This window comes from Sphingobacteriales bacterium, assembly GCA_016700115.1.
Lineage (GTDB): Bacteria > Bacteroidota > Bacteroidia > Chitinophagales > UBA2359 > UBA2359.
This window is the reverse complement of sequence record CP064999.1, coordinates 1,540,689-1,563,545: the sequence shown is the minus strand read 5'-3', so window position 1 is coordinate 1,563,545 and position 22,857 is coordinate 1,540,689. Positions and strand designations below refer to the sequence as shown.

The window sequence follows — 22,857 nt, the reverse complement described above, 5'->3', positions numbered from 1 at the left end:
CGCTGGCAAACAAGTTCTTTTGCATTTTTTCATTTAGTTATATGTGTCGGCGGAAATGTACCTCTGCTTTTTTTAAAGTTGGCTTTTGTTTATCCGCTTTTGCAATTTAGTCAACCGTTTTATAAGTTCGTCAAATGGCAATAGCTGTCCGTAAATCATACTTGCTGTCATATCCTGATAGTCTTTTTCCCAAAGTGGTAGCAAGTTATCTTGTGGAATAATTTTGATGTTTTCAGGTCTGTGTCTTTCGTAATCAATACCTGAAATTGGCGTAAACATACTACGATGTCTTACTATTGTTTTATAAAGTTCTATGTCCTGTAATGCAGTTTCTGCGAATTCAGTTTGGCTTAGTTTTTCAATGTCGTATAGGTGTCGGCTTAGATGTTCAACTCTAATTTTGTCTGTATCTTTTTGAAATTCTTCGTGTAGCAAAAATACTTTCTCTAAAAATGTCCGTTCAGGATTTACAACAGGAATAGTTATCGGTTTGTCTGTAAAAGGTTTTTCTGAATAGATTTGTGATACAAATGTTCCGAAAGTTCGTTGTGTAAATGGTTCTTTCAGCGAACGACTGCCAATTTCAACTAAAACACCGGGTTTTAAATAAGTGTCTGTTTCAGTTAGTTTGTTGTAGTAAATTTCAATAATCAAAGGGTCCTGATCGTGATTTTCTACTTCACGATATTTTACCATTACGGCTTTGAAATCCAATTCGGCAAACTTTGCTTTCAGTTCTTCGGTGAAAACTTCTGTTATGAATTGAAATGATTTTCTTCGCAGTTTTTTGATACCTTGTTTTGATAACTCTCCTGTAAAGCCCAAAAATTCTCTGTCCAACGCCAAATCAATATCTTCCGAAAAACGTTGTATCAAATTCCAACCTTTGCTCAATGAAGTTCCGCCTTTAAAAACCAAAGCGTTTGCACATTCCATTGAAAAGATAATCGCTAAAGTTTGCACTGCCCACCAATCTTTTTCTGCGGCTGATGATGACGGCAAACCTGTTTGTCTGCTTGTTTCTGCAAATAGCCTGATTTTAGTTTCATCAGGCAACCGAAACCATTCCTGTAAATGTGTAAACTCATTCATTTGTCATAATCAATTTTCTTATCCAAACAGGCGCTAATTGTAAATCGTGTCGCAAATGTTTGGGATTTTCTGTTTTCAAAATCTTCTTTATCTGTTTTATTTCTTCATCAGTTGCTTTGTCTTTACCAATAGTTCGCAATGCTTGAATTGCTAACATACTAATTTCTCCAACAAAAGCGAGATTTTTAGAACTTGCTTTTTTGAATGTAATGGTTTGTTTCCCGATTTTTATTTTTCGCGCGGAAGTGTCGGAATAGAAAACGATATTCAATGGAGCTTGCGAAGTCAATCCCAACTTATACATTGCATAACTTCCTGTGGGAACAAGCGTAGCCCTGTCTCTTTTTGCTATGGCAACGGCAATTTCTTCAATGCCCGGCAACACTTTCCCGATGTAATCGTCATTTACCGGACGAACGTAAATGCCTGTGGCAACTCGTTCCAATTCACCCGATTTTACCAAACGTTCCAAAGCCTTGTTCACGGCTTTTGCGTTGGCAATCACAGCAAAACTATCCACAAAAAAAAGCACTCCCCTTGGGTTTCGTTTTACCTTGTCTAATACTTTTGTTTCAATGCTTCCGGACATATTTACGCTTTGATATTGTCGCAAATTTAGTAAATATTTGCGACAAATCAAGTTTATTTTGCAACATAAATTCGCAGTAATCGCAGCGATTAAACTTTATTGATCTCCCGAACAGAAGCTGCAGTTTGTTGTATCTTAGCAGTATGTTGGTTTCGGTTAATCCACCCAACAATTTTTTTTGAGCTAACATTGCTGCTTTTGATTTAACTCCTAACTCTTAAAAATTTATACGGAATAGTCTCAAAATAAGTTGAGATTTCTTAGTATTTAGTAGTTGTTGGCGTTTCATGTGTATACCGTATTTTATGAAACAACCTATCCTGCATGGGTTATCCCACATCGCAAATCTGGAACAGAGATTAGATACATCAATGGACACTACTATTTGTTCTTATTATGACCCTGTAATCAAAAAGAGACGCAAGAAAACCGGTGCGATGTTGGGCAAGATTACCGAGTCTGACGGTTTTATTGCCTCAGATGGGCGAAAAAAGAAAATATGTGCCTCAGACCTAACCAAGATTGCTGTTAGAGAATTTAGATTTACTGACTTTTTGGAGGTTTCGGCAAATTAATAGAACAAAAGCTTAACTTGTTTTTCCCAAAACACTATATACAGATTATTTACATGGCTTATGTCCGGTTTGTACACATCAGCCCCATCAACCGGATGCCGCTGTTGATAGAAAAATCCATGCCGAGTGTGGATGAGAAAGAAAAAATATACCCGCAAAAGTTGATTGCGGTACTCATAGAAATCGTACAAGACACATCGTAAAATCCTAATCGGAGATAAATGAATAGAAGAGCCTCTAATCATGCAAACAAAAAAATACTGACCAAACTTAATATATATTCCGTAAAACAAATTGAGAGTTAGGGTAAATTTGAAGGCAAGTTTCTCAAAAAACGGGTATTTAGAAGTTTTTAAGTAGTTATGCAACAGTTACCTATGTTATGCGTTCGAGCTTTATAAATTTTTTTTAATCCAATTAGCTATTAGTTCAGAAACTTCCTTACCTGATGATTTATATAGATGGTTTCCATCTGTATAAATAAAATCATCATTTTTAGTTGTTAAATCTAAATAGTCATCAGATAATGCTATTGCTTTTTCAATTACATTATTAAAATCAGGCATTATCTTATCTTCGATTTCCAACATATCCCTATGTACAGGAAGCCTTACTAAAAAAACCTTGCCGTAGTTTTTTAAGTATTTGACAGTTTGCAAAAGATAATCTAATCTTACTTGAGAAAATTTTGTTTTAGGTAAATACTCTGTTCTGTAGGTCGCTATCTTATCTAAAATTCTTTGATTAACAGACGCACTATCCATTGGAATGCCACTAACTTCAAGCCAGCCATTATTATGTAAAAACATGTTTTTTGATGGAGGCAAAATTATATCTATATACTTCCCATTCAGGTTTTTGTACAAATACTCCAGATTAGGGTACAAATTTACATACCTTGTATTGTTTAGGCACAACTCATTTTCTCTGAATTGATTTAAATCATTAGGATCTTTGCACCAACTAGATATAGACCAAGGGTCAACCGTAATAATGAAAATACCATTTTTTTCTTTATTGTGTTTTTTTAAAATACTTTCATAATAAACTTTGCCAAATGGACTATGGGTAACCGAAAATGCATAATTGTAAATATTGGCATTTAAAATCTTATTGAATATTTCAGGTTGTAGTCCTTGAGCAGCTCGGGATGTACCAATAATTAAGTTTTTTTGTTTCGGAGTTGTAAACCTTACATAAAAAGGGTCTGTATAGCCTCCTGCTAAAAATGAAACAAAAACAATAAAAATAAATATTGGAAGAATAAATAACAACAACTTGTGTATAAACCTTTTCATGTCGTATTCTAAAACTGAAAGTAAATAAATTGTTGTTCTTTTCCGCCAAACAATATAATAGCAAATATGATTGAATAATACATTGCATATCTTAAAGGACGGTTCCATCTATCTCCTAAACGTTCAATTGCATATTGGCTTTCTCTTCCTTTCCATTCAATTAACACAAATGCTCCTATAAGGAAAATTGTTATTAACGCTCTTCTCATTCCCATAAATTGTGGAATTTCAAAGAGTGATGTTGAGAAGATTTCCGATATATATATTAATGCGTGTTGTATATTTTCTGCCCTAAAGAAAATCCATGCAAAAACGGTTAGCCCAAAAGTGACAAGAATTTGTGAAAATTCTTTTATGGATGGAAAAAATCTCCCTTGTGCTGCAATCTCAATATTATTTCTGTTTTTGTTAGTCAGTAAAAGTGGTAAGAAATAAATTGCGTTTAATGCTCCCCAAACTATAAAAGTCCAATTTGCTCCGTGCCAAAACCCACTAACAATAAAGATTATAAATGTGTTTCTAACTTTCATTAAAGTTCCTCCACGACTGCCTCCCATAGGAATGTAAAGGTAATCTCTGAACCAGGTCGAAAGGGAAATATGCCATCGTCTCCAAAACTCTGCAATATCTTTCGAAAAGTAAGGGAAAGCAAAATTCCTCATTAAATCAAAGCCAAACAATCTTGAGGTTCCATTTGCAATGTCTGAATAACCAGAAAAGTCGCCATATATTTGAAAAGTAAAAAACAAAGCACCCAAAACAAGCGTACTTCCGTTCATATCTGCTGAGTTGTTAAAAATTTGATTTGCGAACTCGGCACAATTGTCTGCAATTACTATTTTCTTGAACAAACCCCAAAGAATTTGCCGCATTCCGTCAACTGCTTTTGAGTATTCAAAAGTCCTTTTTTTATAAAATTGCGGGAGTAAATGTGTCGCCCTTTCAATTGGCCCTGCAACCAATTGTGGGAAGAAACTCACAAAAGCTGAAAATGCAATAAAATCTTTTGTTGGCTCTAATTTCCGTTTATAAACATCAATTGAATAGCTTAATGTCTGAAAAGTATAGAAACTAATTCCTACGGGTAATATTAAATTTAATGAGTTTGCTTTAATCTCAGTCCCAAAGAATGAAAAAGCTGTTATAAAATTGTCAAGGAAAAAATTGTAGTATTTGAAGAAACCAAGAAGCCCAAGATTGACCAAAATACTTGTCCAAAGTAATATTTTTCGTTTTATTGGATTTTCTTGCTTTAACAGGCCAAGTCCAACAGAATAGTCAACTAAAGTGCTGAAAAGTATAAGTGATAAAAATCGCCAGTCCCACCAACCGTAAAAAACATAACTTGCTGCAACTATTAGAAAGTTTTGTAGTTTCAGATTTTTGTTTGTTGCAAACCAATATAGTATAAAAACTATCGGCAAGAAAATTGCAAAGTCAATTGAGTTAAAAAGCATAAATTCTATCTATTACTTTAATGTTGATTATTATCACTATCATATCTCTTGACATGACACACAACACGCATATAATCGCAACTCAACCTTTATCAATTCCATACTTGCGTTTATTTCTATTTTATCCGTAAGGTTCAAATCCGGAAAACAATGAGCTGCAATTCTTGCAGGTGCAAACTTTGGTTCTACCATTCTTATAAACAAGGCCAATTATAACACAGACAAAGTTAAATATTCGATATTAAACATCCCTGCTATCTATAGGACTTTTAATTCGGTCGAAGCTTTTGGCGGTTAGATGGGTGTAAACCTCTGTGGTTTTGGAGTTTTCGTGTCCTAACAATACTTGAATATCGCGCAAATCAGCTCCATTTTATAACAGATGTGTTGCAAAACTGCGCACAAAGGTATATACACTTACTTACTTTTTTATTCCTGATATATCAAGACCGGTTAGAAATCAAATTGGTAGAAGTCTTTAATTTGAAAGCAACTTTCAAATATATTGGGTGTATAGTGGTTTTTAAGTAGTTGTGCAACAGTTACCGATGTTAACGGTTCGGGCTTTTTTCTGTCAACTATTCTTAAAGTGAATTTAGGAATTCTAAATATATCTTTCCCCTTGATTGGGCAAAATGGTCAAATCCATACAAAATTATGCCTTGTATAATAAGACCAATGCCTACACCTTTAATGATGTTATTTTTCCAAAAAACTACTAATAAAAAAGCAGCGACAAAAATAAATACAATCTCTACCATTTGAATTACAGGAAATGTTTTCATTACTTTTTCCATTCGAGGTAATTCTTCCGTCTGCATTTTAATTGGATCACTTTCATAATATGAGCTTACTCTTTTTATATCTTTTGGGGTTCGCATAAAAACTCCAATGCAAACAGCTAAGAGTAATAATGATAGTGGGATAAATACATACCCAATGCCCTTTAATACGGGTTTGTTGATGTAAATGAAATAAATTGAAAGCATAATGCTCGTCAACCCAAGTAAGATGCCAATGGCACATTGCAGTTTTTCTCCTTCAAAATATTTGATGATGCTATCCATTTTTACTTGCTTTATTGATGCCGATAATTAAAAGTAAACCAAAAAAGTAGTGTGAAACAATAGCAGCAATTACTGTTGTCTCGGCTAATGAATTATTGAAGATACCTTCATCTTTCATTACTAACCACATACCCCAATCCATAGTAGCACTTGCCATTTGATAGAATGCAAGTCCTTTCGCAACTCCTAAGTGTGGATTTTTCCTGAAAATCCAAGCCATATAACCCATCGTTCCGAGCGATAATCCAATGAGTTTAGCTATCCAATGTCCGTCAGGACTCAAATTCCAACCTGTAGCTGCTGGAATTAGTGACGGAGGAAGCATAGCCGCTGCGAAATAAAAAAATTCAAGTATCGCTACAGCGGTAAAAAGAAATTTTAAGTCTGTTAGTCTGTTCATAATAAAAGTTGTTGACATTTTAAATTAAATGACAAAGATATGTCCTATTTTTGCAACCAACAAGTATAGAGCATAGTCTATACTATGGAATTATTTTTCAACAACAAATTAAGTGTGATGCTAATAAACGAATTGTCAAAGAGAACAGGGCTGTCCATACACACCTTGAGGTATTATGAAAACTATGGTCTGTTTAGAGGAATGACAGATGAAAAGGTAAAGACAAACAATTACAAGCAGTATGATGACAGTCTCGTAGAGAAAATTGAACTTATCAAGGAGGCGAAAGAAATCGGGTTTACTTTGTCTGAAATTAAAGGGCTGCTGGATAGCTGGTTTAATAAAAAATTGTCTATAGACAAAAAAGTGGAAGTTCTGAATTCTAAAATCAATGAAATTGATACCAAAATACGTCAGCTAAAGCAAGTCAGAAAATTCCTTGTTGATGGGATTAAAGATGTCCAAAACGGCGATTGTTAGTCTTTGGCACGGTCTCTCGTAGCCTGACCGCAATGTCTTTCAGCTTGGTGAAGTGGTGGATTTTTAGCTCAAAAGTTCAATAGAATTACTGTCGTTAAACCTCGCATAAATTTTTCATAGAAGTACTTCAGCCGCTATAAAGCCAAACCGATGTTAGTGGCTTTATCAATTCACTCATTAATATTGTCAATTATTTGATTAAGTGCAATATTAGCTTCTTTCATAACTGGTAATAATGGCCAGATATGTGGCATTTCTTTTCCAATTTTTATTAAGCTATCAACTTTTTCTATGTTTAATTTTGATGAAAAAATGAGTTGGTCGGGAAATGTTATATCATTTTCAGCTATGTATAAATATGTTTTAGGAAATAGTTTAAATTCCCCATTTATTGGTGAAATTCTTGTGTCATTTAAATTGTCCGAACACATACTTTTAGCACTCAAAACTCCAATTTTAGATAACATTTTGTCTTTCTTATCTATCTCATTGATTTTTTCGTTTTTAAAAGTAGCATCTAAAACAGGAGAAATTAATATTAATTTAGAAGGAAGACTTATATTGTTTATAATTAGCCTTTGTGTTAGTGCAATAACAAGAGTTCCGCCTGCCGAATCTCCCATTAATATAATATTTTCGCTTTTATAATTGATTAATGCTTTTTGATAAATTTGATCAATGTTTATTGATATTTTTTCAATTTTGTTTTCAGGAGCTTTTGGATAAATACACATCCAAATATTAAAATTTGTCTTTTTTGATATGCGCTCTAAAAAATCCCAATGATGTTGCGCAGGACCTGATACAAAAGCACCCCCGTGTAAGTAAATTAAAAGTTTATCAGTTTTGTTACTGTTTTCGATTTGAGTAATTTTTGTCTCTAATATCGAAAAAGTTGAAATCTTATTAGTTTTATAAAATCTACTGGTAGGGGAATAAACGTCATTCCTTCTCAATTTTAAATAGTCAATTGGAGATTTAGAAAAGGTATTCTTAATCCCTTTTAGTTTAATTACAAGTAAAGTTAAGTAGTATGTAAAGCTTTTATTCATTGCGTTTTTCAAAAATTGCCATAAACGGCAGTCTGTAAAAAAAAACTGTCAACAAAGTTACTAAACTCATTTACACTATGAAAAAAAAATGCTTATTTTTTTGTTATCCCATACCTTCAAGGATCTTCCCACCAACAGATCCAAATAGTCTGTCTTGAAAGCAGCATCAGTACTGATATTCCGCTGTGCGGTTTATGGATGCTTTTTTTGAGCATCTAAATAGTCAAATTTGAATTTTAAGCTACAAGCTTTATAGAGTGCATAAAGCGAAATTGAATTTACCTTCTTAACTAAAGAATATCTTTTCACTATTCATACATTGTATGTGCCGGAAACTTCTATGTCTCCTGAGATAATAGCTCGTACTCTTGTAAACTTAACCGAGTTAATAGAGCAACTTTTGTTCATCACCTTTTATTATTTTTGCCTATATTTGCCCTTTATATGACAAGTCAATAAATGGTACATCAATGCTTTGAGAGAAACTCATAGAATTAAGGGAATCAATAGGACTTTTGCAAAGGCAGGTTGCTGTTGAATTAGACGTTGACACCGCCTACAACAGCAAAATGGAAAACAACGACAAGCCGGTGAGTAAAGCTTACTTATCTAAGTTGGCGAAGTTGAATGATTTGGATGAGCAAGAGCTTTTGACGCTATGGCTTGCCGATAAAATGTATGATGTGGTAAAAGACTAGGATGTAGCTTTAAAGGCGATGGAAGTTGCAGAAGAAGAAATTAAAAGTAAAAGAAAAGGGGGAAATTAATGCACATAAACTCGGACATAAATGTTTTAGGCAGTCTGCCTGATTGGAACTTGATAAAAGTTTTCCTCTCAGAAGATATGGTTTCCATCAAAGAAAAGGGTGGTATCCATACCTACACAGCCATAAAAACGGATAAGTCTGTGAAGCGATTTGAAAAAGCTATTAAAGCCACACTAATTCAAAATATAAAACCTGAGTTAGAATCAATAATCAGACAAGCAATAAAATCGAATACCACAAGTGCCGAAACGCTGTTGCTTTTATTTTGGAATGCTTCAGTGAATAATGAATTGTTATTTCACCTGAACGATAAAGTTTTTTTCCCTGCTTTTTATAGTGGCAGAGTTTCTATAAAAAATGATGAAGTAGTCGCCTGCATCAAAGATTTGAAACAATCAGAAGCTGATCTGAAAAAATGGTCTGAAATCACCATAACAACCACTGCATCTAAGTACCTCACCCTTTTGAAAAAGTTTGGCTTGATGGAAGGCTCGGTAAACAAGTCCATTGTTCATCCGTACTTGAATGATGCCATGTTTATTCTTTATGTCTATTGGATAGCTGCTATTTCAGACAAGCCCAACCTTGTAACCAGCAATTGGCTTTCATATTCGTTCAGCGAAAAGCAAGCTTTTCTCGATAGGCTCTTGCAAAAAAAGTTTTCAAAATATTTTAATGTGGTTTACACAGGCGACAAGCTCAGTATAGAACCATTAATCCCTTACGAATCAATCTATGAGTACATCAGTTAATCCTGAACATATCATTACACAGTTAAAGCGGATAGTGGAATCTGATAAGCGTTCAGAAATCCGCTTGAATGCCAATGGTGGCAACTCAATTCTATTAGTTTGCCCACCAATATTGGAGTTCCAATACATTGAAAAACTGGTGGAAATGATGCCCCTCGATACCTATCACATTATTGATATAAATGAAATGTTGATTTCGTTTGTTGAAGCACATCAAACTGACCTTGCTGAAATGTTTGATTTGTTAAGGGGTTCGGTTCACCAAATATTCAAAGCACCGGAAGGAGAAACAACACCCGACTTATTCAAACATCTGCTTATGGCAATTGAACAAACTTTTAATGCAAGTAAAATTCCTGTACTTATTCATAGCGGTGCTTTATACGGAAGTGGTATAGATAATATACACCTGATGGAAAATGAATTGGTTATGAAATCAAAGTTTCCCCTTATTATTTTATATCCAGCAACACAAGACGGTGAGCAATTGATGTTCCTCAATTCTCGTCCCGCTTCGAAGTACAGATGTATGATTGTTAACTAAAGAATAATACGAAAATGAAGATAAAAGAAATACTGACCATTGACTTAACCGAAGACATCAAGAATGTAATTGACTTAGAAGATGTTTCCGAAAAGGAAATTCAGGCAGAAATTGAAAGCTATATCGTTACAGATGGTTTGGCTCGTGAATATGCTGATTTTGTTGACACATTCACATCCAACATTCTTGAAACAGGAGTTTGGATTTCAGGTTTTTACGGTTCAGGTAAATCATACTTTGGAAAGCTATTGGGTTATATGCTCAGTAACAGAACCATTACAGGTACACCTGCAAGAGATAGAATCATTCAACGTTTTACAGGTGTCAACGATGAAGCGTTAGTAAAAAATGCTCTGTCAAGATTAAATTCCATTCAATCAAGGGTAGTGTTTTTAGATATTGCCAAGCAAGACACCTCCAAAGGTTTGGCTTTTACTTTATTTAGAAGTTTTCTAAGGTCGCTTAGTTTACCCGAAAATGAACACGGTATTTTCCTGTTCCAGTTAATGTTGAGTGAAGGAAAAACTGCCGTACAAGACTTTGTTTTTGATGCTACAGGTTCTGATTGGAACGACATCAGGACAAGTTCGATCAAATATGTAAAGGCCATCAAAGAACTTTATATCAAGAAAGGGAACACCGATGCTGATTATGATAACCTCATTACCACTATTCGCAGAGATATTGACCAATTCAGTGCCTCTCGATTAAAAGAAGAATTAAGCAATTACCTTTCAGTTGAGAAAAATGAAAAAGTTGTTTTCTTATTTGATGAAGCCAGTGAAGCTATCAATCAGAAGAAATTCAACCTATTGGACTTAGAAGGAGTAAGTGAATCACTTTCGTCATTAGGTGGGAAAGTTTGGACCATTGCCATTGCTCAGGAAAAGTTAGATGATGTGATCAATAACTCCAATGTAAGCAAAGCCCAATTAACCAAAGTAACAGACCGTTTCAAGACTAAAATTCACTTAGAAGCTACCGAAGTTGATGTCATAATCCGCAACCGTCTGTTAAGAAAATCCGAAACAGGTATTCTTAAATTGACCGAGCATTTCAAGAAAAATTCAGGTAAGATTTCAGACCACGCTGCCATACATGGTGCTGGCATCAGCAAAACAGACAGTGCAGAAAACTACACTACCTACTATCCTTTTTATAAGTATCAGTTCGACTTGTTGCAAAACTTTCTGTTTGGCACAAAAGGATATGCTTCCACTAAAGTGGCAGCAAGGGGTATGATTATTACCACTTATGATATTCTAAAACAAGAAGTTCAACATACAGACTTATTTCATACCGTTACGGGTTGGCATATTGCTAAAGAAGGGCAACCTCAACCGCCTGTAAGATTGGTAAGCCGGTACGACAATGCAGAAAGAATATTATTGGAAGCAGGTTCACCCATTTCAGGGAGAAGGTTATTAGAAACCATCAATTTCCTTACAGAAGCAGAAGTTACTCCTTCTTCTTTGCCCAATATCACCAAGTCATTCATCAGCGACCCTGATGAACAATTTAAGGTACAAGACGACATCATTAAGGCTTTGGATATACTAACCGAAGCAAAAGTGTTGTTAGATACTAACAAAACATATCGCATCACATCCGATATTGAACAACGCTTATTGGACGAAATGAACGGTTTCACCGTTCAAGGCTTCGTAAAGAAAAAGCAATTAGTTACAGCCTATAAGGGTGCAAACATCACCAGGTCTATTGCCAAATTAACTGATAATGGTTTGCCTTTTGATTTTTACATTACCACCGACAATGACGATGAACTCACATCGCCCAATCTAAAATACCTCAAGGTAAAGGTTAAAAGTGTTTACAATATTTCAGATGATAGGGCAACAGACATAGATGCTCTGAAAGTACAACACCAAAACGACAAAGATTTATTGTGGTTAGTGCCCGACAATAGTTATTTCAAAGAGTTGGATCGTTTAATTGACGAAGTAGAACGCATCACCTACTTAGAGCAGAAATACAACAATCCCAATTCCGATGAAGGCAAAATTTTGATTTCTTTCTCCACAGCTAAAGGCGAGAAACAAAATCGCATAAAAGACTTAGTTGATGAAAGTTTAATCAATGCCACAGCGGTTTATTTATACAACACGCTTCAACTCCATAAAGACAACTGGCAAACTACACTACAAACCCAGCAAAAAAACATCATTCAAAATGTGTACAGCAAGCGATTAGCTTCGCAATTAGGCGATAGTGTGGCAGCAGCAGTAATCAAAGAAGCCAACAATGGTCGTTTAAAGCAGTACTTTACAGGCAGCGACTTTGCTTTTTTTGATGCTCAGGGCAATTTTATTGGTGAAAACTTAAAGGTGGCAGAAGAAATATTGTACAAAATACGCAACACTTTTGTAGATGGTGCAACATTAGAAAAAGACCTCGAACAGCCTCCTGCCGGGTTTGCTTTTGGTACAGTCATTTCGTCGGTAGCGGCATTAATGAGAGCCGGAAAACTCATCGCCAAATACAACGGAGCTGAAAAGTTTTCGTGGCGTGATGAAGGTGTATCAACTATATTTAGTGCAGCTCGTGAATTTAGAAAAGCATCTTTCAAAGCAGTATCCAAATCGCTTTCTGCATTACAGAAACAAGAATTAGCACAATTTCTCTTAGATATTGATTATAATGAAAAATATAAAGACCGAAACGATGCTAAGATAGACTACAATACCAATGATTTTGAATTGGTGAATGCCACAAAAAATACTGCAAAATTTTTGGTTCAAATAGTTGATACTCTTAAAAGAAATGAGAAAGAATTTGACAAATTATTCCCACATGCAGACGGTAATGCCTCTTATTTAGGTGGTTTCACAGGTGCTGTAAGCGAAGCCAACTACATTGATAAAGCGATGGAGTTCTTATCTGATAAAGATAATTTTTTGAAAGCCCTGCAAGAAATTGAAAAGGTAGAAAAGTTTATCCGCAACAACTTGTCCAAAGTAAAAGAATGGAAAATGTTTGTTAATGCTGTGCAGGATGAATTAACCAAAGTTGCCACAGATAACACTGCCATTCAACAACTCAAAACTGACTTTGAAAGCCATCTGAATGGCGATGTTATCAAAAACTATACTGCACTTCAACAATCTGCTCAAAAAACCAAAGATGAGTACCACCAACTTTTTAGTGCGGCAATGAAAGATTGTGCTACTAAATACACCGAAATAGCAACTTTAGCAAGTAGTCTTATCAAGGAAATTGAAGCACTTCCTGCGGGCCTAAATGATACTACCTTACAAAAAGCATCAGCCCTTAGTCAATATGCCAAGCAAAGAACCCTTGTTGCCATTACAATAGATTTTGATGTAAAGGACAAGCAAAGCCGTTTCACGTATTCCGAAGTGCTCTCTTTCATTGAATTATATTCCAGTAAAAAAACAGAAATCGAAATCCTTCGTGCAGGTTTAATAAAAGAAAAAGCTCCCGAACCACAACCCGGCACACCTCCTACACCAAGTGTAAAAAAATATGCAGTCAAAATGCCAAATACGAAAATGAAAGTGGCAGAATATAAAACTTGGTTACTAGGCGAATTGCAAAAATTGGCAGGTGCTTCTGATGATGATGAAGTGTCAATTGAGAGTTAATAATTAGGAGTTAATAATTAGGAGTTAATAATTAGGAATTAGGAGTTAGGAATTAACAATTAACAATTAGGAGTTAGGAATTAACAATTAACAATTAGGAGTTAGGAGTTAATAATTAGGAATTAGGAGTTAATAATTAGGAGTTAGGAATTAACAATTAACAATTAACAATTAGGAATTAGGAATGAAGCAAGAGAATATTATACAAACCAAATCGTATGATTTTGCCATTAAAGTGGTGAATCTGTATCGCTTTCTTTCAGAAGAAAAGCGGGAATATGTTTTGTCCAAACAATTAGTCCGTTCCGGTACTTCAATTGGTGCAAATGTGGAAGAAGGCATAGGTGGTCAATCTACAAAAGACTTTTTTGCCAAGTTAAATATTGCATATAAAGAAGCACGAGAAAGTCATTATTGGCTCAGATTGTTAAAAGATACTGGATACTTAGATGCGGAAAGGGCAACTGAATATCTCAATGATTGTGAAGAATTACTCAGAATAATGGGATCAATCATCAAAACAATGAAAGTTAAATTGGGAATAGACATTCCTAATTCCTAATTAAAAATTCCTAATTGATAAAAATGAAATTAAGCGAACACGTAGAACATATCCGTCAACTCATTGACCAATCTTTCCGAAACAAGTTAGGAAGAATGGGTATTTCCGGTGCCCAATTACCAATCACTAATCACCAACAGCCAATCACCACCATATACAACGTATTCCACCAAGAAACCGGAACAGTAGCCCATGCTTATGAAAAATTGGTAGAAGAACTCACTTTTACTTTGTTCAATCGTTTGGCAGCTCTCAAAGTGATGGAAGCCCATACTTTGCACCCAGAAATTGTTACCCGCAGAGAAAGCCACGGTGGCCGTTCCTTTGCTCATTTGGCTTGGTTAGAGCAAAACACACAAGCACGCATTGAAGAAGCCGAAGGCTTACTGCCATTCTTGGAAGACCAACTGCAAAAATTAGCTTCCGATATTCCTTTGTTCAGCCCTCAGCATCCATATCACTTATTGCCAACAGCCATTGAATTACTGCAAATCATCAACGCTTTCAATGCCGTTGAAGATGATATTGATGTAAATAGGTCAATTAGGAATGATCAATTAGGAATTACGAATGGAGCAAACATTCCTAATTCTCAATTCCTAATTCCTAATTCAATATGGCAAAGCGATGATGTATTGGGTTGGCTCTACGAAAGCTACAACAACTATAAAAAAGCAGCTCATAAAGCCAGTGGCGACAAAACCGAATACAACAAGGTAAGCATACAAAGCCAGGTATATACCCCACGTTGGGTAGTGCAGTTTTTGGTAGATAATAGCTTAGGTAAACTCTATTTGGAAATGTACCCCGATAGTGAAATACGCCACAAGTATAAAATAGCACAAGCACCAATCACGCAGTTAAGAGATCGAAAGCCATTACACGAAATACGAATGATTGACCCTTCCACAGGATCGGGCAATTACCTACTGTATGGTTTTGATATGTACTACGATTTGTACATTGACCAAATAGAATATTATGGGGCTGATTACAATGAAGCTGACATTCCAAAACTAATTATAGAAAACAACCTGCACGGTGTGGACTTAGATGACCGTGCCATACAGTTGGCTCAGTTGGGTTTATACATCAAAGCAAAGAGAAAGAAACGTACCGTAAAAATTGAACATTTCAATATCGTGAGTTCTGACTTTTTCTTGCCGGCTTATGAAGAAGTAAAACACCTTTTCGAAAATGGTGCTCCTTTGGATGCACAGCTTGAAAAAATTGTGATGGACCTTTGGGAAGACTTACAGCAAGCCCACAAATTTGGGACACTCATTCGTTTAGAAGAAAAGTTTAGCATCAAGCTGCACGGCTTGGTAAAAGAAGAAGGCATTACCCTGTTTACCGAACAGAACTTGGTTAAGTACGATGAGTTCCGCACCAATTTCTTTACCAACCTGCAAAAAGCAGTAGCCCAAAATACGGCCAAACAAGGGCAAACATTCTTGAATACCAAAACCCAAGATGCCATTACGTTTTTGCAGCTATTGACCCAAAAATACGATGTAGCCGTAGCCAACCCACCCTATACCGATAGCGCAGATTTTGGACCCGAACTGAAAAAGTTTGTAGAAGCCAATTACAAACAGCCTTATAAATTCAATACCAATTTGTATGCTGTTTTCATTAAGCGTTGTTTTGAATTAACTACCGACAATGGGAAGATGGCATTAATTCATCCATTGACTTTTATGTACATCAAAACTTTTGAAGATGTGCGTAAATTCATTTTAGATAAGACACACATTAGTGTATTTGTAGATTATGGTCCTGATGCAACAAATGTATTTGATGGCTCATTTGCCTCTGCTCCTGCCATATATATACTCGAAAAAAAATCAAATAATGACAAGACTTTGTTTGTGTCGTTGATACAATATACTCGAACAATAAATGAAAAAAATAAGAAGGAATTTCTCCTCACCGCATTTGATGATTTTATAAACAATAAAACTAACAAGCACAATTATTTTATCTCTCAAAAAGAATTAAAATTAATTCCATCATACCCATTCATTTATTGGATCTCATCAGAGTTTAGGGAAAAATTCGGTATTCAAACCATAAAGGATGTATGTCCGCCTAAATCGGGGCTTGCAACATCGAATAATGATAGATTTTTAAGGTATTGGTGGGAACTACTTAAATCTTCTATTTCTACTGATATAAATGACGATAATGGCTGGAAATTATATGCAAAGGGTGGCGAGTTCAATAAATGGTTCGGTAATCTTTGGATATGCGTTAACTGGAAAAATAATGCTTTAGAAATGCGTAATTCGGGGCGTGCCGTTTTTAGAAATGAAGAGTATTATTTCAAAAAAGGTATTACCTATTCAGCATTAGGCAGTGGTTCATTTCGTTTGTTACCAATAAACTCTGTATATGATGTAGGTGGTGCAAGTTTATTTCCAAAGAAAAATACAAACTTGACTTATGTAATGGGTGTGCTCAATTCAAAACTTAGCGGATATATTATTTCGTGCTTAAATCCAACTGTAAATACACAGGTTGGGGATATTGAAAGAATACCCTATGTGTCACCCTCAAAAAAAAATGAAAATGTTATTTCTGATTTGGCGTTAAATAATATTGAAATCAAAAAACACATTTGTTCATACCGCATCATAGAAACCAACTATGAGCAGTCTCCACTTGTTGCATTTAAAGGAGCATCCTTAAAAGACCGAGTATTGGCTTACCTCAATTTTGAAAATGCCCAACTCACTCAGGTATTGATTAATGAAGCCATCATCAACGAGCTTATTTTTGAAGTATATGAACTTAGCGATGCAGACCGTGAGCAGGTAGAAGCCAAAATGGGCGTTTCTATAGGAGCATTACCTGTTTTACAAGAAGCAAAAGATGCCTTTTTAGCTCAATTACAAAATCCATTTGCAGACGTTACAGAGCATATCCAAAACTTACCAGTAACTACATTTGGCGAGCAACAAATCAGAGAAATCAAAGAAGGTTTAGCAACACTCTACCAAAGCAATAACGATTTAGAAGAGTTTTGCATCCGCCATCAGGTCAATCCCATCAATGTGTGGTATTTGTTCAAAGAAGCCAATATAGTGCCGGCTGCAAGAGCAGCAGAAATAGCCTTAGAGTTTCTGGCAGACAGCATCCGTACACTTTTACAGCAAGATGACGATGGCATTATTCCATTGGTAGGCTTACCAGGTGAAGAAGCCCTGAGCCAACGCTTAGAGCAGCATTGTTTACAAAATGGCTTCACAGCAGCTCAGTATATGCAATTGGATAGTTTGTTGGGGCGTTCTGTAAATGAATATTTGGAGCATCATTTCTTCAACCAATTGAGCAATCACCTCAACTTGTTTATGTACCTGCCCAAAACGCCATTTATTTGGCATTTAAGCAGTGGGCAACATCAAGGCTTTGAAGCATACATTCTCATCTACAAATGGAACAGAGACAGCTTGTTTAAGCTCAAATCGCAGTACATCAGCCAACGAGTACAAAACTTGGAGTACCGCCAAATACAGCTGCAGGATGTAAACACCGCACAAGCCCAATCAGAGAAAGAAAAAATCCGTTTGCAACTACGCGAGATTGAAACCTTCAAAACCAAAATAGACGAACTCATAGCCGAAGGCTACGACCCCAGATTAGATGATGGTGTCGGTAAAAACATTGCCCCCCTGCAAAAGAAAGGATTGCTGAGAGCTGAAGTGTTAAAATCTGCCGGCAAGAACTCACAATTAGAAAAATACTTAAATGCGGATTGGTAGAAACAATTACGAATTGTCAATTAGGAATTAGGAATTGGGAATTACGAATTGTCAATTAGGAATTAGGAATTGACAAATAGCACAAAAAGAATTAAATGGCGGACTTTAAAACATATTACAATTCAAAATTTCGAGACGACCTAAATCAGTTTTTCTCGTCAATTCCTGATGCTAGTAAGTTTCACGAAGACCCGGAAAACAAACAGATTTTTTCAATCCAATACGAAAGACTAACACCTGCATTTGACCATCTTAATTTTTTGGACAAAGACGGAAAGGAAAATTTTGCAATTGCTTTATTTCTTACTGTATTGACCGATATGGTTTGTTTCTCGCATTTTAAGCCACATTACAGCCAATTCAGAAATCTAACACGTTATCCAAAGTTTATTGGTAATTGTCCTGGTGGTTGTTGCTACCATTTCCATCCCAGAGATATATTTTTTGCAATGAACAAAGGACGTTCAAAAACTGAGCAACATTTGGTTTTTTACGATAAGTTTTTAGGAGCTACAGAAACAATGAAGGAAGAAGTAATTAATTTCTTTAATCAATATCTAACTGAAGTTAATGGAGAAACTTTCTGGGAAAAGTGCCAAAATGAATTTCCATATAGAAAACAAGAAGGAAGCAGGATCTGAATAAAAAATGGATAAGAATAGGGAGTTGCGAATTAAGAATTGGGGAGTTGGAGTTGTCACAAATTTCGACAAGATATGTGACAGATGCTTGTCGCAAATCTATCCCTTTTTTGCGACAAGGTTTCGTAACAGATGTTTACTTTTTTTGTTACAAGAATAATTCAACTGTAACAAATATTTACTAAATTTGTTACAAAATAAGAACGATGAGCATAGAAGATAAAATAGTAGCACAAATAGAAGCCTTGCCCAAAGGAGAGCTTTTGCTGCCTGTTGATTTCCATGAACTGGGATCATCAGAAGCGGTAAGGCTTGCACTGTTTCGATTAGAAAAGGAAGGTTTTATTGTACGTGTTGCTCAAGGAATCTATGCGCGTCCGAAAGAAAGCAGTCTTATTGGAAAATTGACTCCTTCGGCAGAAGAAGTAGCAGAAGCCATAGCCAAACGAGATCGAATACGCACCGTACCAACCGGCAGCTATGCCTTGAACGCATTGGGATTGAGTACGCAAGTGCCGATGAACATCGTATTGCTTACCGATGGCTCACCACGAGAAATCAAAGTAGGCAAACGTACCATCAAATTTAAGAAGACCACGCCTAAGAACCTGTTGGCAAAAGGCAAGATAAGTCGCTTGGTGATTCAGGCATTGAAGGAAATAGGTAATGGAAAAGTAACCGAAGAAGAAGAGCACAAAATCCTGGATTTGCTCCGAAAGGAAGATGTGAAGGATTTGAAGCACGACATTGCCTTAGCTCCGGTATGGATTCAAAAATTAATGAAGAAAGCGTTAACCGATGGCAAAGATTGATTTTTACCACATAGACCCTGCCGAAAAAGCAGCCATCTTTACAGAGATTGCTACGCAATTGGGTATGAAACCATTTGCCGTAGAGAAAGATTGGTGGGTAAGCCGCACCTTGGAAATCATCTTTCAGATGCCGATTGCAGAACATTTGGTATTCAAAGGCGGTACCTCACTCAGCAAAGCTTGGAAACTCATTAACCGCTTTTCGGAAGATATTGACTTGGCGATTGAGAGAGAGTTTTTTGGATTTGCCGGAGAGTTGGGAAAAAATCAAAGAGATAAACTCAGAAAAGTAGCCGGAGCCTATACTACCGGGACTTTCTTAGAAGAACTGAAACAGGCATTTGCAGCCAAAGGATTTTCAGGGTTGAATTTTGAAGTGGTTGAAGCCAAAGACAGCGACCAAGACCCAAGAGTATTGGAGATTTACTACCCCAATGTGATAGAACCAGATACCGAATATATCTTACCAAGGGTGCAGATAGAAGTAAGTTGTCGTTCATTGCGAGAGCCATTTACGGTACGGTCTTTTGGTGCTTTGGTAGATGAATTTTATGTAGGAAAAGATTTTGCCGAACCACTTTTTGAAGTGCCCACAGTCAATGCCGAACGTACATTTTTAGAGAAATTATTCCTGTTGCACGAAGAATTTCATCGTCCGGCAGACAAAATGCGGGTGGATAGGTTGAGTAGGCATTTGTATGATGTTTACCACCTTACCCAAGCCGGAGTAGCAGCAAGAGCCATATCTGATAAAGTGCTTTACGAAACCATTGTAGCACACCGCCACAAGTTTTCAAGAGTGGGGAAAGTAGATTACAATTTGCATCATCCACACACGCTGAATCCCATTCCACCCGAAGAAGTGATAGCCGATTGGGAAACCGATTACGCCAAAATGAAAGAAGATATGATCTACGAAGAAAAGAAGCCCAGTTTTGAAGACTTGATGCGTAATATACTAAATTTAAGAAACGAACTCCAAGCAGTTGAATGGAGATTTGAATTTGAATTTCCCTTTCCTAATTCCTAATTGAAAATTCCTAATTGAAAATTCCTAATTGAAAACTCCTAATTGAAAACTCCTAATTGAAAACTCCTAATTGAAAATTCCTAATTGAAATGACTGACAACTGGATCATACAAGATATAGAAAAACACATTGCACACCGCAATAGAGTGGTCATAATAGACCCATCAGGTGAGTATGCCTACTTATTGCCCTACATTGAAAAGCAGCACTACACTATACTCAAAACCGAATCTTCCAACAAAGAAGAATGGCAGCGTATCAAGGAAGAATTGATGCTACGCTATGAAGCAGAAAGTAAGCACAAAGTGGAAAAAGTAGTTTTCTATGTTAACCGCCCAATAACAGAATTGAGCTTTTTATTTGACTATTGCTTCACTCACGGTTGTGTAGATTTATCCAATCCTGTGGAGTGGTTGCGTAAGAAACTATTTACCAGTACAGGTCATCAAATCACACTGGAAAATCCAATGCTGTTAACGGCTGCCAAATTAGGCATAGGCAAAGACCTTGCTTGGTGGAAAAAGATATTGCAAAACTTAGAAGAATTGGTTTCCATCGAAGATGAGTTAATTCCTTTTCTAAGTAATCCTGAAGGTTTTTTCAAAGACAAAGAAGCAGATGTTAAACGGCTATTTGAAGAAAAATTATTTGAACTAATTGGTCAAACTTATCGCAAAGTACCAGCCAAAACATTAGCAACAGAAGTAGTCAATCATTTATTTTCAAGCTTGGTCAATAATGATGTTTCGCCTGAGCTACTTCGTATTTATCACAAATGGTTAGACAGCCACACGTATTCAAAAGCACTACAAGAATACATAAATACTTATAAAGTTGACCCATATCTGAATATTTGGAATGTTCATCCTGACCATTGCTTTGCGACAATTGATAAAAAACAGCTCCTGCAAATCACAGCTAATTTTAGAGATAAAGTTTTCGTCAAGGAAAAGCTTCAAAAGCTACATCACCGCATAAAAAGCCGTAAAGCAACCAACTTTGTTCCGAAATGGTGGGATGATGTGATTACACTTTTTGAATTTGACAATAAGCCTTTGGCTCATTGTAATTCATTAGAAAAGGTATCGTCATTTTATACAACGCAATTTCATAAAGCAGACAGAGCAATTCGTAATATCTATGCAGAATTTTTACAAGAAGAAAACATTGTTCGCCCCATTCAGGAGCATTACGAAAGCTTAAATCACGAACTTTTACAGCATTGGTTTGATTGCAGCAACCAATACCAATCCAACCAACAAGGCTATTTACCTAAATTGATTGCACAAGCAAAGCCGGGTACAGCCATCATTGTTGGGGATGGTGTTCGCTATGAAATAGCTGCCTTCATTGCTTCGCAATTACAGCAGAAGTGTAAGGTGTCATTAGATGTAATGTTGGCCGATATGCCCTCAGAAACAGAGCATAATATGAGTGCTTTGTACGTAGGTAATAACGAAGTAATTCCATTGCATAAAGACAGAGAAAAAAGGCTGTCAGAAAGCACCGGAAAGGAAATCATGTATATGAATTTAGAAGCCTTGCATTACGGTATCAAAGCAGATTATCTGGTGCTAACTTACAAAGACATTGATAGTGCCGGAGAAAAATTGCAAATGGGTGCTATCAAATTGTTCAGAGAGTTTGAAATTGTGCTGACCGAAAAAATACAATTGTTGCTCAATATGAGCTATCATCAGGTTCACTTAGTAACCGACCACGGTTTTGTGTTGACAGGCTTATTGGATGAAGCTGATAAAATAGACCCAATTGTTTCAGGTAAAAAAGAAGTACATGAACGATTCATTCGCACTACCGAGAATCAGTCTGGTACAGATTGGATTCCGTTCGAAAAAACCTACAGTGAGTTTAAATATGTATATGCAGCCAAAAGTCATAGACCATTTAAATCTAAAGGCGTTTACGGATTTTCTCACGGTGGTTTCACACCGCAAGAAATCATCATACCGAACTTTGTTTTCAGCAAAGACGCACCTCCTACCAAAGGGCTGGAAGTAAATATTGCCAACAAAAAGGAACTCATCGAAGTAACAGGAGAATTGTTTGGCTTGAAAATTCAAGCCACTGCTAAAGCAGACGACTTGTTTTCTGCAAGTAGGATAATACAAGTTCTGTTATATGCCAACAACATCACATACAGCAGCAGTAACATAATCACTATTGAACCCGGTGCAACACAGTCATTCGACTTTTCATTCGGTGGTCATAATGAAATAATTGCTGTAGTAGTTGATGCCAACAGTCAGGAACAAATGGATTCAGTCAAAATCAAAAAATCAAATGCCAGAGATTTAGGCGGCCTCTTTTAACCAATTACAAATGGACAATTAA

20 protein-coding genes and 1 pseudogene are annotated in these 22,857 nt (G+C 36.1%); 13 read left to right on the top strand and 8 right to left on the bottom strand.

Features of this window, described 5'->3' with window-relative positions; all coding sequences use genetic code 11:
• Positions 1 to 72: 72 nt before the first annotated feature.
• Together IPM47_05485 and IPM47_05480 are read right to left on the bottom strand one after the other, a co-directional pair.
• On the bottom strand, positions 73 to 1,092 hold the full coding sequence (locus IPM47_05485) for a nucleotidyl transferase AbiEii/AbiGii toxin family protein (GenBank protein ID QQS30401.1): 1,020 nt from the start codon (positions 1,090 to 1,092) through the stop codon (positions 73 to 75).
• Positions 1,085 to 1,681, bottom strand: a complete 597-nt coding sequence (locus IPM47_05480; GenBank protein ID QQS30400.1) for a type IV toxin-antitoxin system AbiEi family antitoxin domain-containing protein — start codon at positions 1,679 to 1,681, stop codon at positions 1,085 to 1,087. Before IPM47_05480 ends, IPM47_05485 begins: the two co-directional genes overlap by 8 nt.
• 305 nt (positions 1,682 to 1,986) lie before the next feature.
• Between IPM47_05480 and IPM47_05475 the strand changes: the two genes are divergently transcribed.
• Positions 1,987 to 2,256, top strand: coding sequence for a hypothetical protein (locus IPM47_05475; protein QQS30399.1), 270 nt, complete (start codon positions 1,987 to 1,989; stop codon positions 2,254 to 2,256).
• A gap of 53 nt (positions 2,257 to 2,309) precedes the next feature.
• Entirely contained in the window at positions 2,310 to 2,459 is a 150-nt protein-coding gene (locus tag IPM47_05470; protein ID QQS30398.1) for a hypothetical protein, read from the top strand.
• 192 nt (positions 2,460 to 2,651) lie between these two features.
• Here the strand turns inward: IPM47_05470 and IPM47_05465 are convergent, their stop codons facing one another.
• The 5 genes and pseudogenes from IPM47_05465 to IPM47_05445 form a co-directional block, all read right to left on the bottom strand.
• On the bottom strand, positions 2,652 to 3,554 hold the full coding sequence (locus tag IPM47_05465; protein ID QQS30397.1) for a hypothetical protein: 903 nt from the start codon (positions 3,552 to 3,554) through the stop codon (positions 2,652 to 2,654).
• An 8-nt stretch (positions 3,555 to 3,562) separates the two neighbouring features.
• Entirely contained in the window at positions 3,563 to 5,011 is a 1,449-nt protein-coding gene (locus IPM47_05460) for an MBOAT family protein (GenBank protein ID QQS30396.1), read from the bottom strand.
• Positions 5,012 to 5,252: 241 nt separating this feature from the next.
• Positions 5,253 to 5,414 (bottom strand): annotated as a pseudogene (locus IPM47_05455) (tyrosine-type recombinase/integrase).
• A 181-nt stretch (positions 5,415 to 5,595) separates the two neighbouring features.
• A complete protein-coding gene (locus IPM47_05450) occupies positions 5,596 to 6,078 on the bottom strand; it encodes a hypothetical protein (protein ID QQS30395.1) in 483 nt (160 codons plus the stop codon).
• Positions 6,071 to 6,478, bottom strand: coding sequence for a hypothetical protein (locus tag IPM47_05445; protein ID QQS30394.1), 408 nt, complete (start codon positions 6,476 to 6,478; stop codon positions 6,071 to 6,073). Before IPM47_05445 ends, IPM47_05450 begins: the two co-directional genes overlap by 8 nt.
• Before the next feature lie 117 nt (positions 6,479 to 6,595).
• Between IPM47_05445 and IPM47_05440 the strand changes: the two genes are divergently transcribed.
• A complete protein-coding gene (locus IPM47_05440; GenBank protein ID QQS31389.1) occupies positions 6,596 to 6,958 on the top strand; it encodes a MerR family transcriptional regulator in 363 nt (120 codons plus the stop codon).
• 170 nt (positions 6,959 to 7,128) lie between these two features.
• On the opposite strand, the gene IPM47_05435 is transcribed toward IPM47_05440, so the two are convergent.
• A complete protein-coding gene (locus IPM47_05435) occupies positions 7,129 to 8,010 on the bottom strand; it encodes an alpha/beta hydrolase fold domain-containing protein (protein QQS30393.1) in 882 nt (293 codons plus the stop codon).
• Between the two features lie 515 nt (positions 8,011 to 8,525).
• Between IPM47_05435 and IPM47_05430 the strand changes: the two genes are divergently transcribed.
• The 10 genes from IPM47_05430 (at position 8,526) to IPM47_05385 (ending at position 22,835) form a co-directional block, all read left to right on the top strand.
• Entirely contained in the window at positions 8,526 to 8,708 is a 183-nt protein-coding gene (locus tag IPM47_05430) for a helix-turn-helix transcriptional regulator (protein QQS30392.1), read from the top strand.
• Between the two features lie 68 nt (positions 8,709 to 8,776).
• Complete coding sequence (locus tag IPM47_05425) at positions 8,777 to 9,529, top strand: DUF1819 family protein (protein QQS30391.1); 753 nt, start codon at positions 8,777 to 8,779, stop codon at positions 9,527 to 9,529.
• Positions 9,513 to 10,073 (top strand): hypothetical protein, encoded by a 561-nt coding sequence (locus IPM47_05420; GenBank protein QQS30390.1) that lies wholly within the window; start codon positions 9,513 to 9,515, stop codon positions 10,071 to 10,073. Before IPM47_05425 ends, IPM47_05420 begins: the two co-directional genes overlap by 17 nt.
• A 14-nt stretch (positions 10,074 to 10,087) precedes the next feature.
• The gene (brxC, locus tag IPM47_05415) at positions 10,088 to 13,696 is read left to right on the top strand and encodes a BREX system P-loop protein BrxC (protein ID QQS30389.1); all 3,609 of its coding nucleotides are present in this window, start codon (positions 10,088 to 10,090) and stop codon (positions 13,694 to 13,696) included.
• Positions 13,697 to 13,880: 184 nt separating this feature from the next.
• Positions 13,881 to 14,258, top strand: a complete 378-nt coding sequence (locus tag IPM47_05410) for a four helix bundle protein (GenBank protein ID QQS30388.1) — start codon at positions 13,881 to 13,883, stop codon at positions 14,256 to 14,258.
• 23 nt (positions 14,259 to 14,281) lie between these two features.
• Positions 14,282 to 18,022 (top strand): BREX-1 system adenine-specific DNA-methyltransferase PglX, encoded by a 3,741-nt coding sequence (gene pglX, locus IPM47_05405; GenBank protein ID QQS30387.1) that lies wholly within the window; start codon positions 14,282 to 14,284, stop codon positions 18,020 to 18,022.
• Between the two features lie 95 nt (positions 18,023 to 18,117).
• Positions 18,118 to 18,663, top strand: a complete 546-nt coding sequence (locus IPM47_05400) for a hypothetical protein (GenBank protein QQS30386.1) — start codon at positions 18,118 to 18,120, stop codon at positions 18,661 to 18,663.
• Between the two features lie 206 nt (positions 18,664 to 18,869).
• Complete coding sequence (locus tag IPM47_05395; protein ID QQS30385.1) at positions 18,870 to 19,475, top strand: hypothetical protein; 606 nt, start codon at positions 18,870 to 18,872, stop codon at positions 19,473 to 19,475.
• Positions 19,462 to 20,505: a nucleotidyl transferase AbiEii/AbiGii toxin family protein gene (locus IPM47_05390; GenBank protein ID QQS30384.1), complete on the top strand. Its 1,044-nt coding sequence runs from the start codon at positions 19,462 to 19,464 to the stop codon at positions 20,503 to 20,505. The genes IPM47_05395 and IPM47_05390 overlap by 14 nt, the downstream gene beginning before the upstream one ends.
• A gap of 89 nt (positions 20,506 to 20,594) precedes the next feature.
• Positions 20,595 to 22,835: a PglZ domain-containing protein gene (locus IPM47_05385; GenBank protein QQS30383.1), complete on the top strand. Its 2,241-nt coding sequence runs from the start codon at positions 20,595 to 20,597 to the stop codon at positions 22,833 to 22,835.
• Positions 22,836 to 22,857 lie beyond the last annotated feature (22 nt).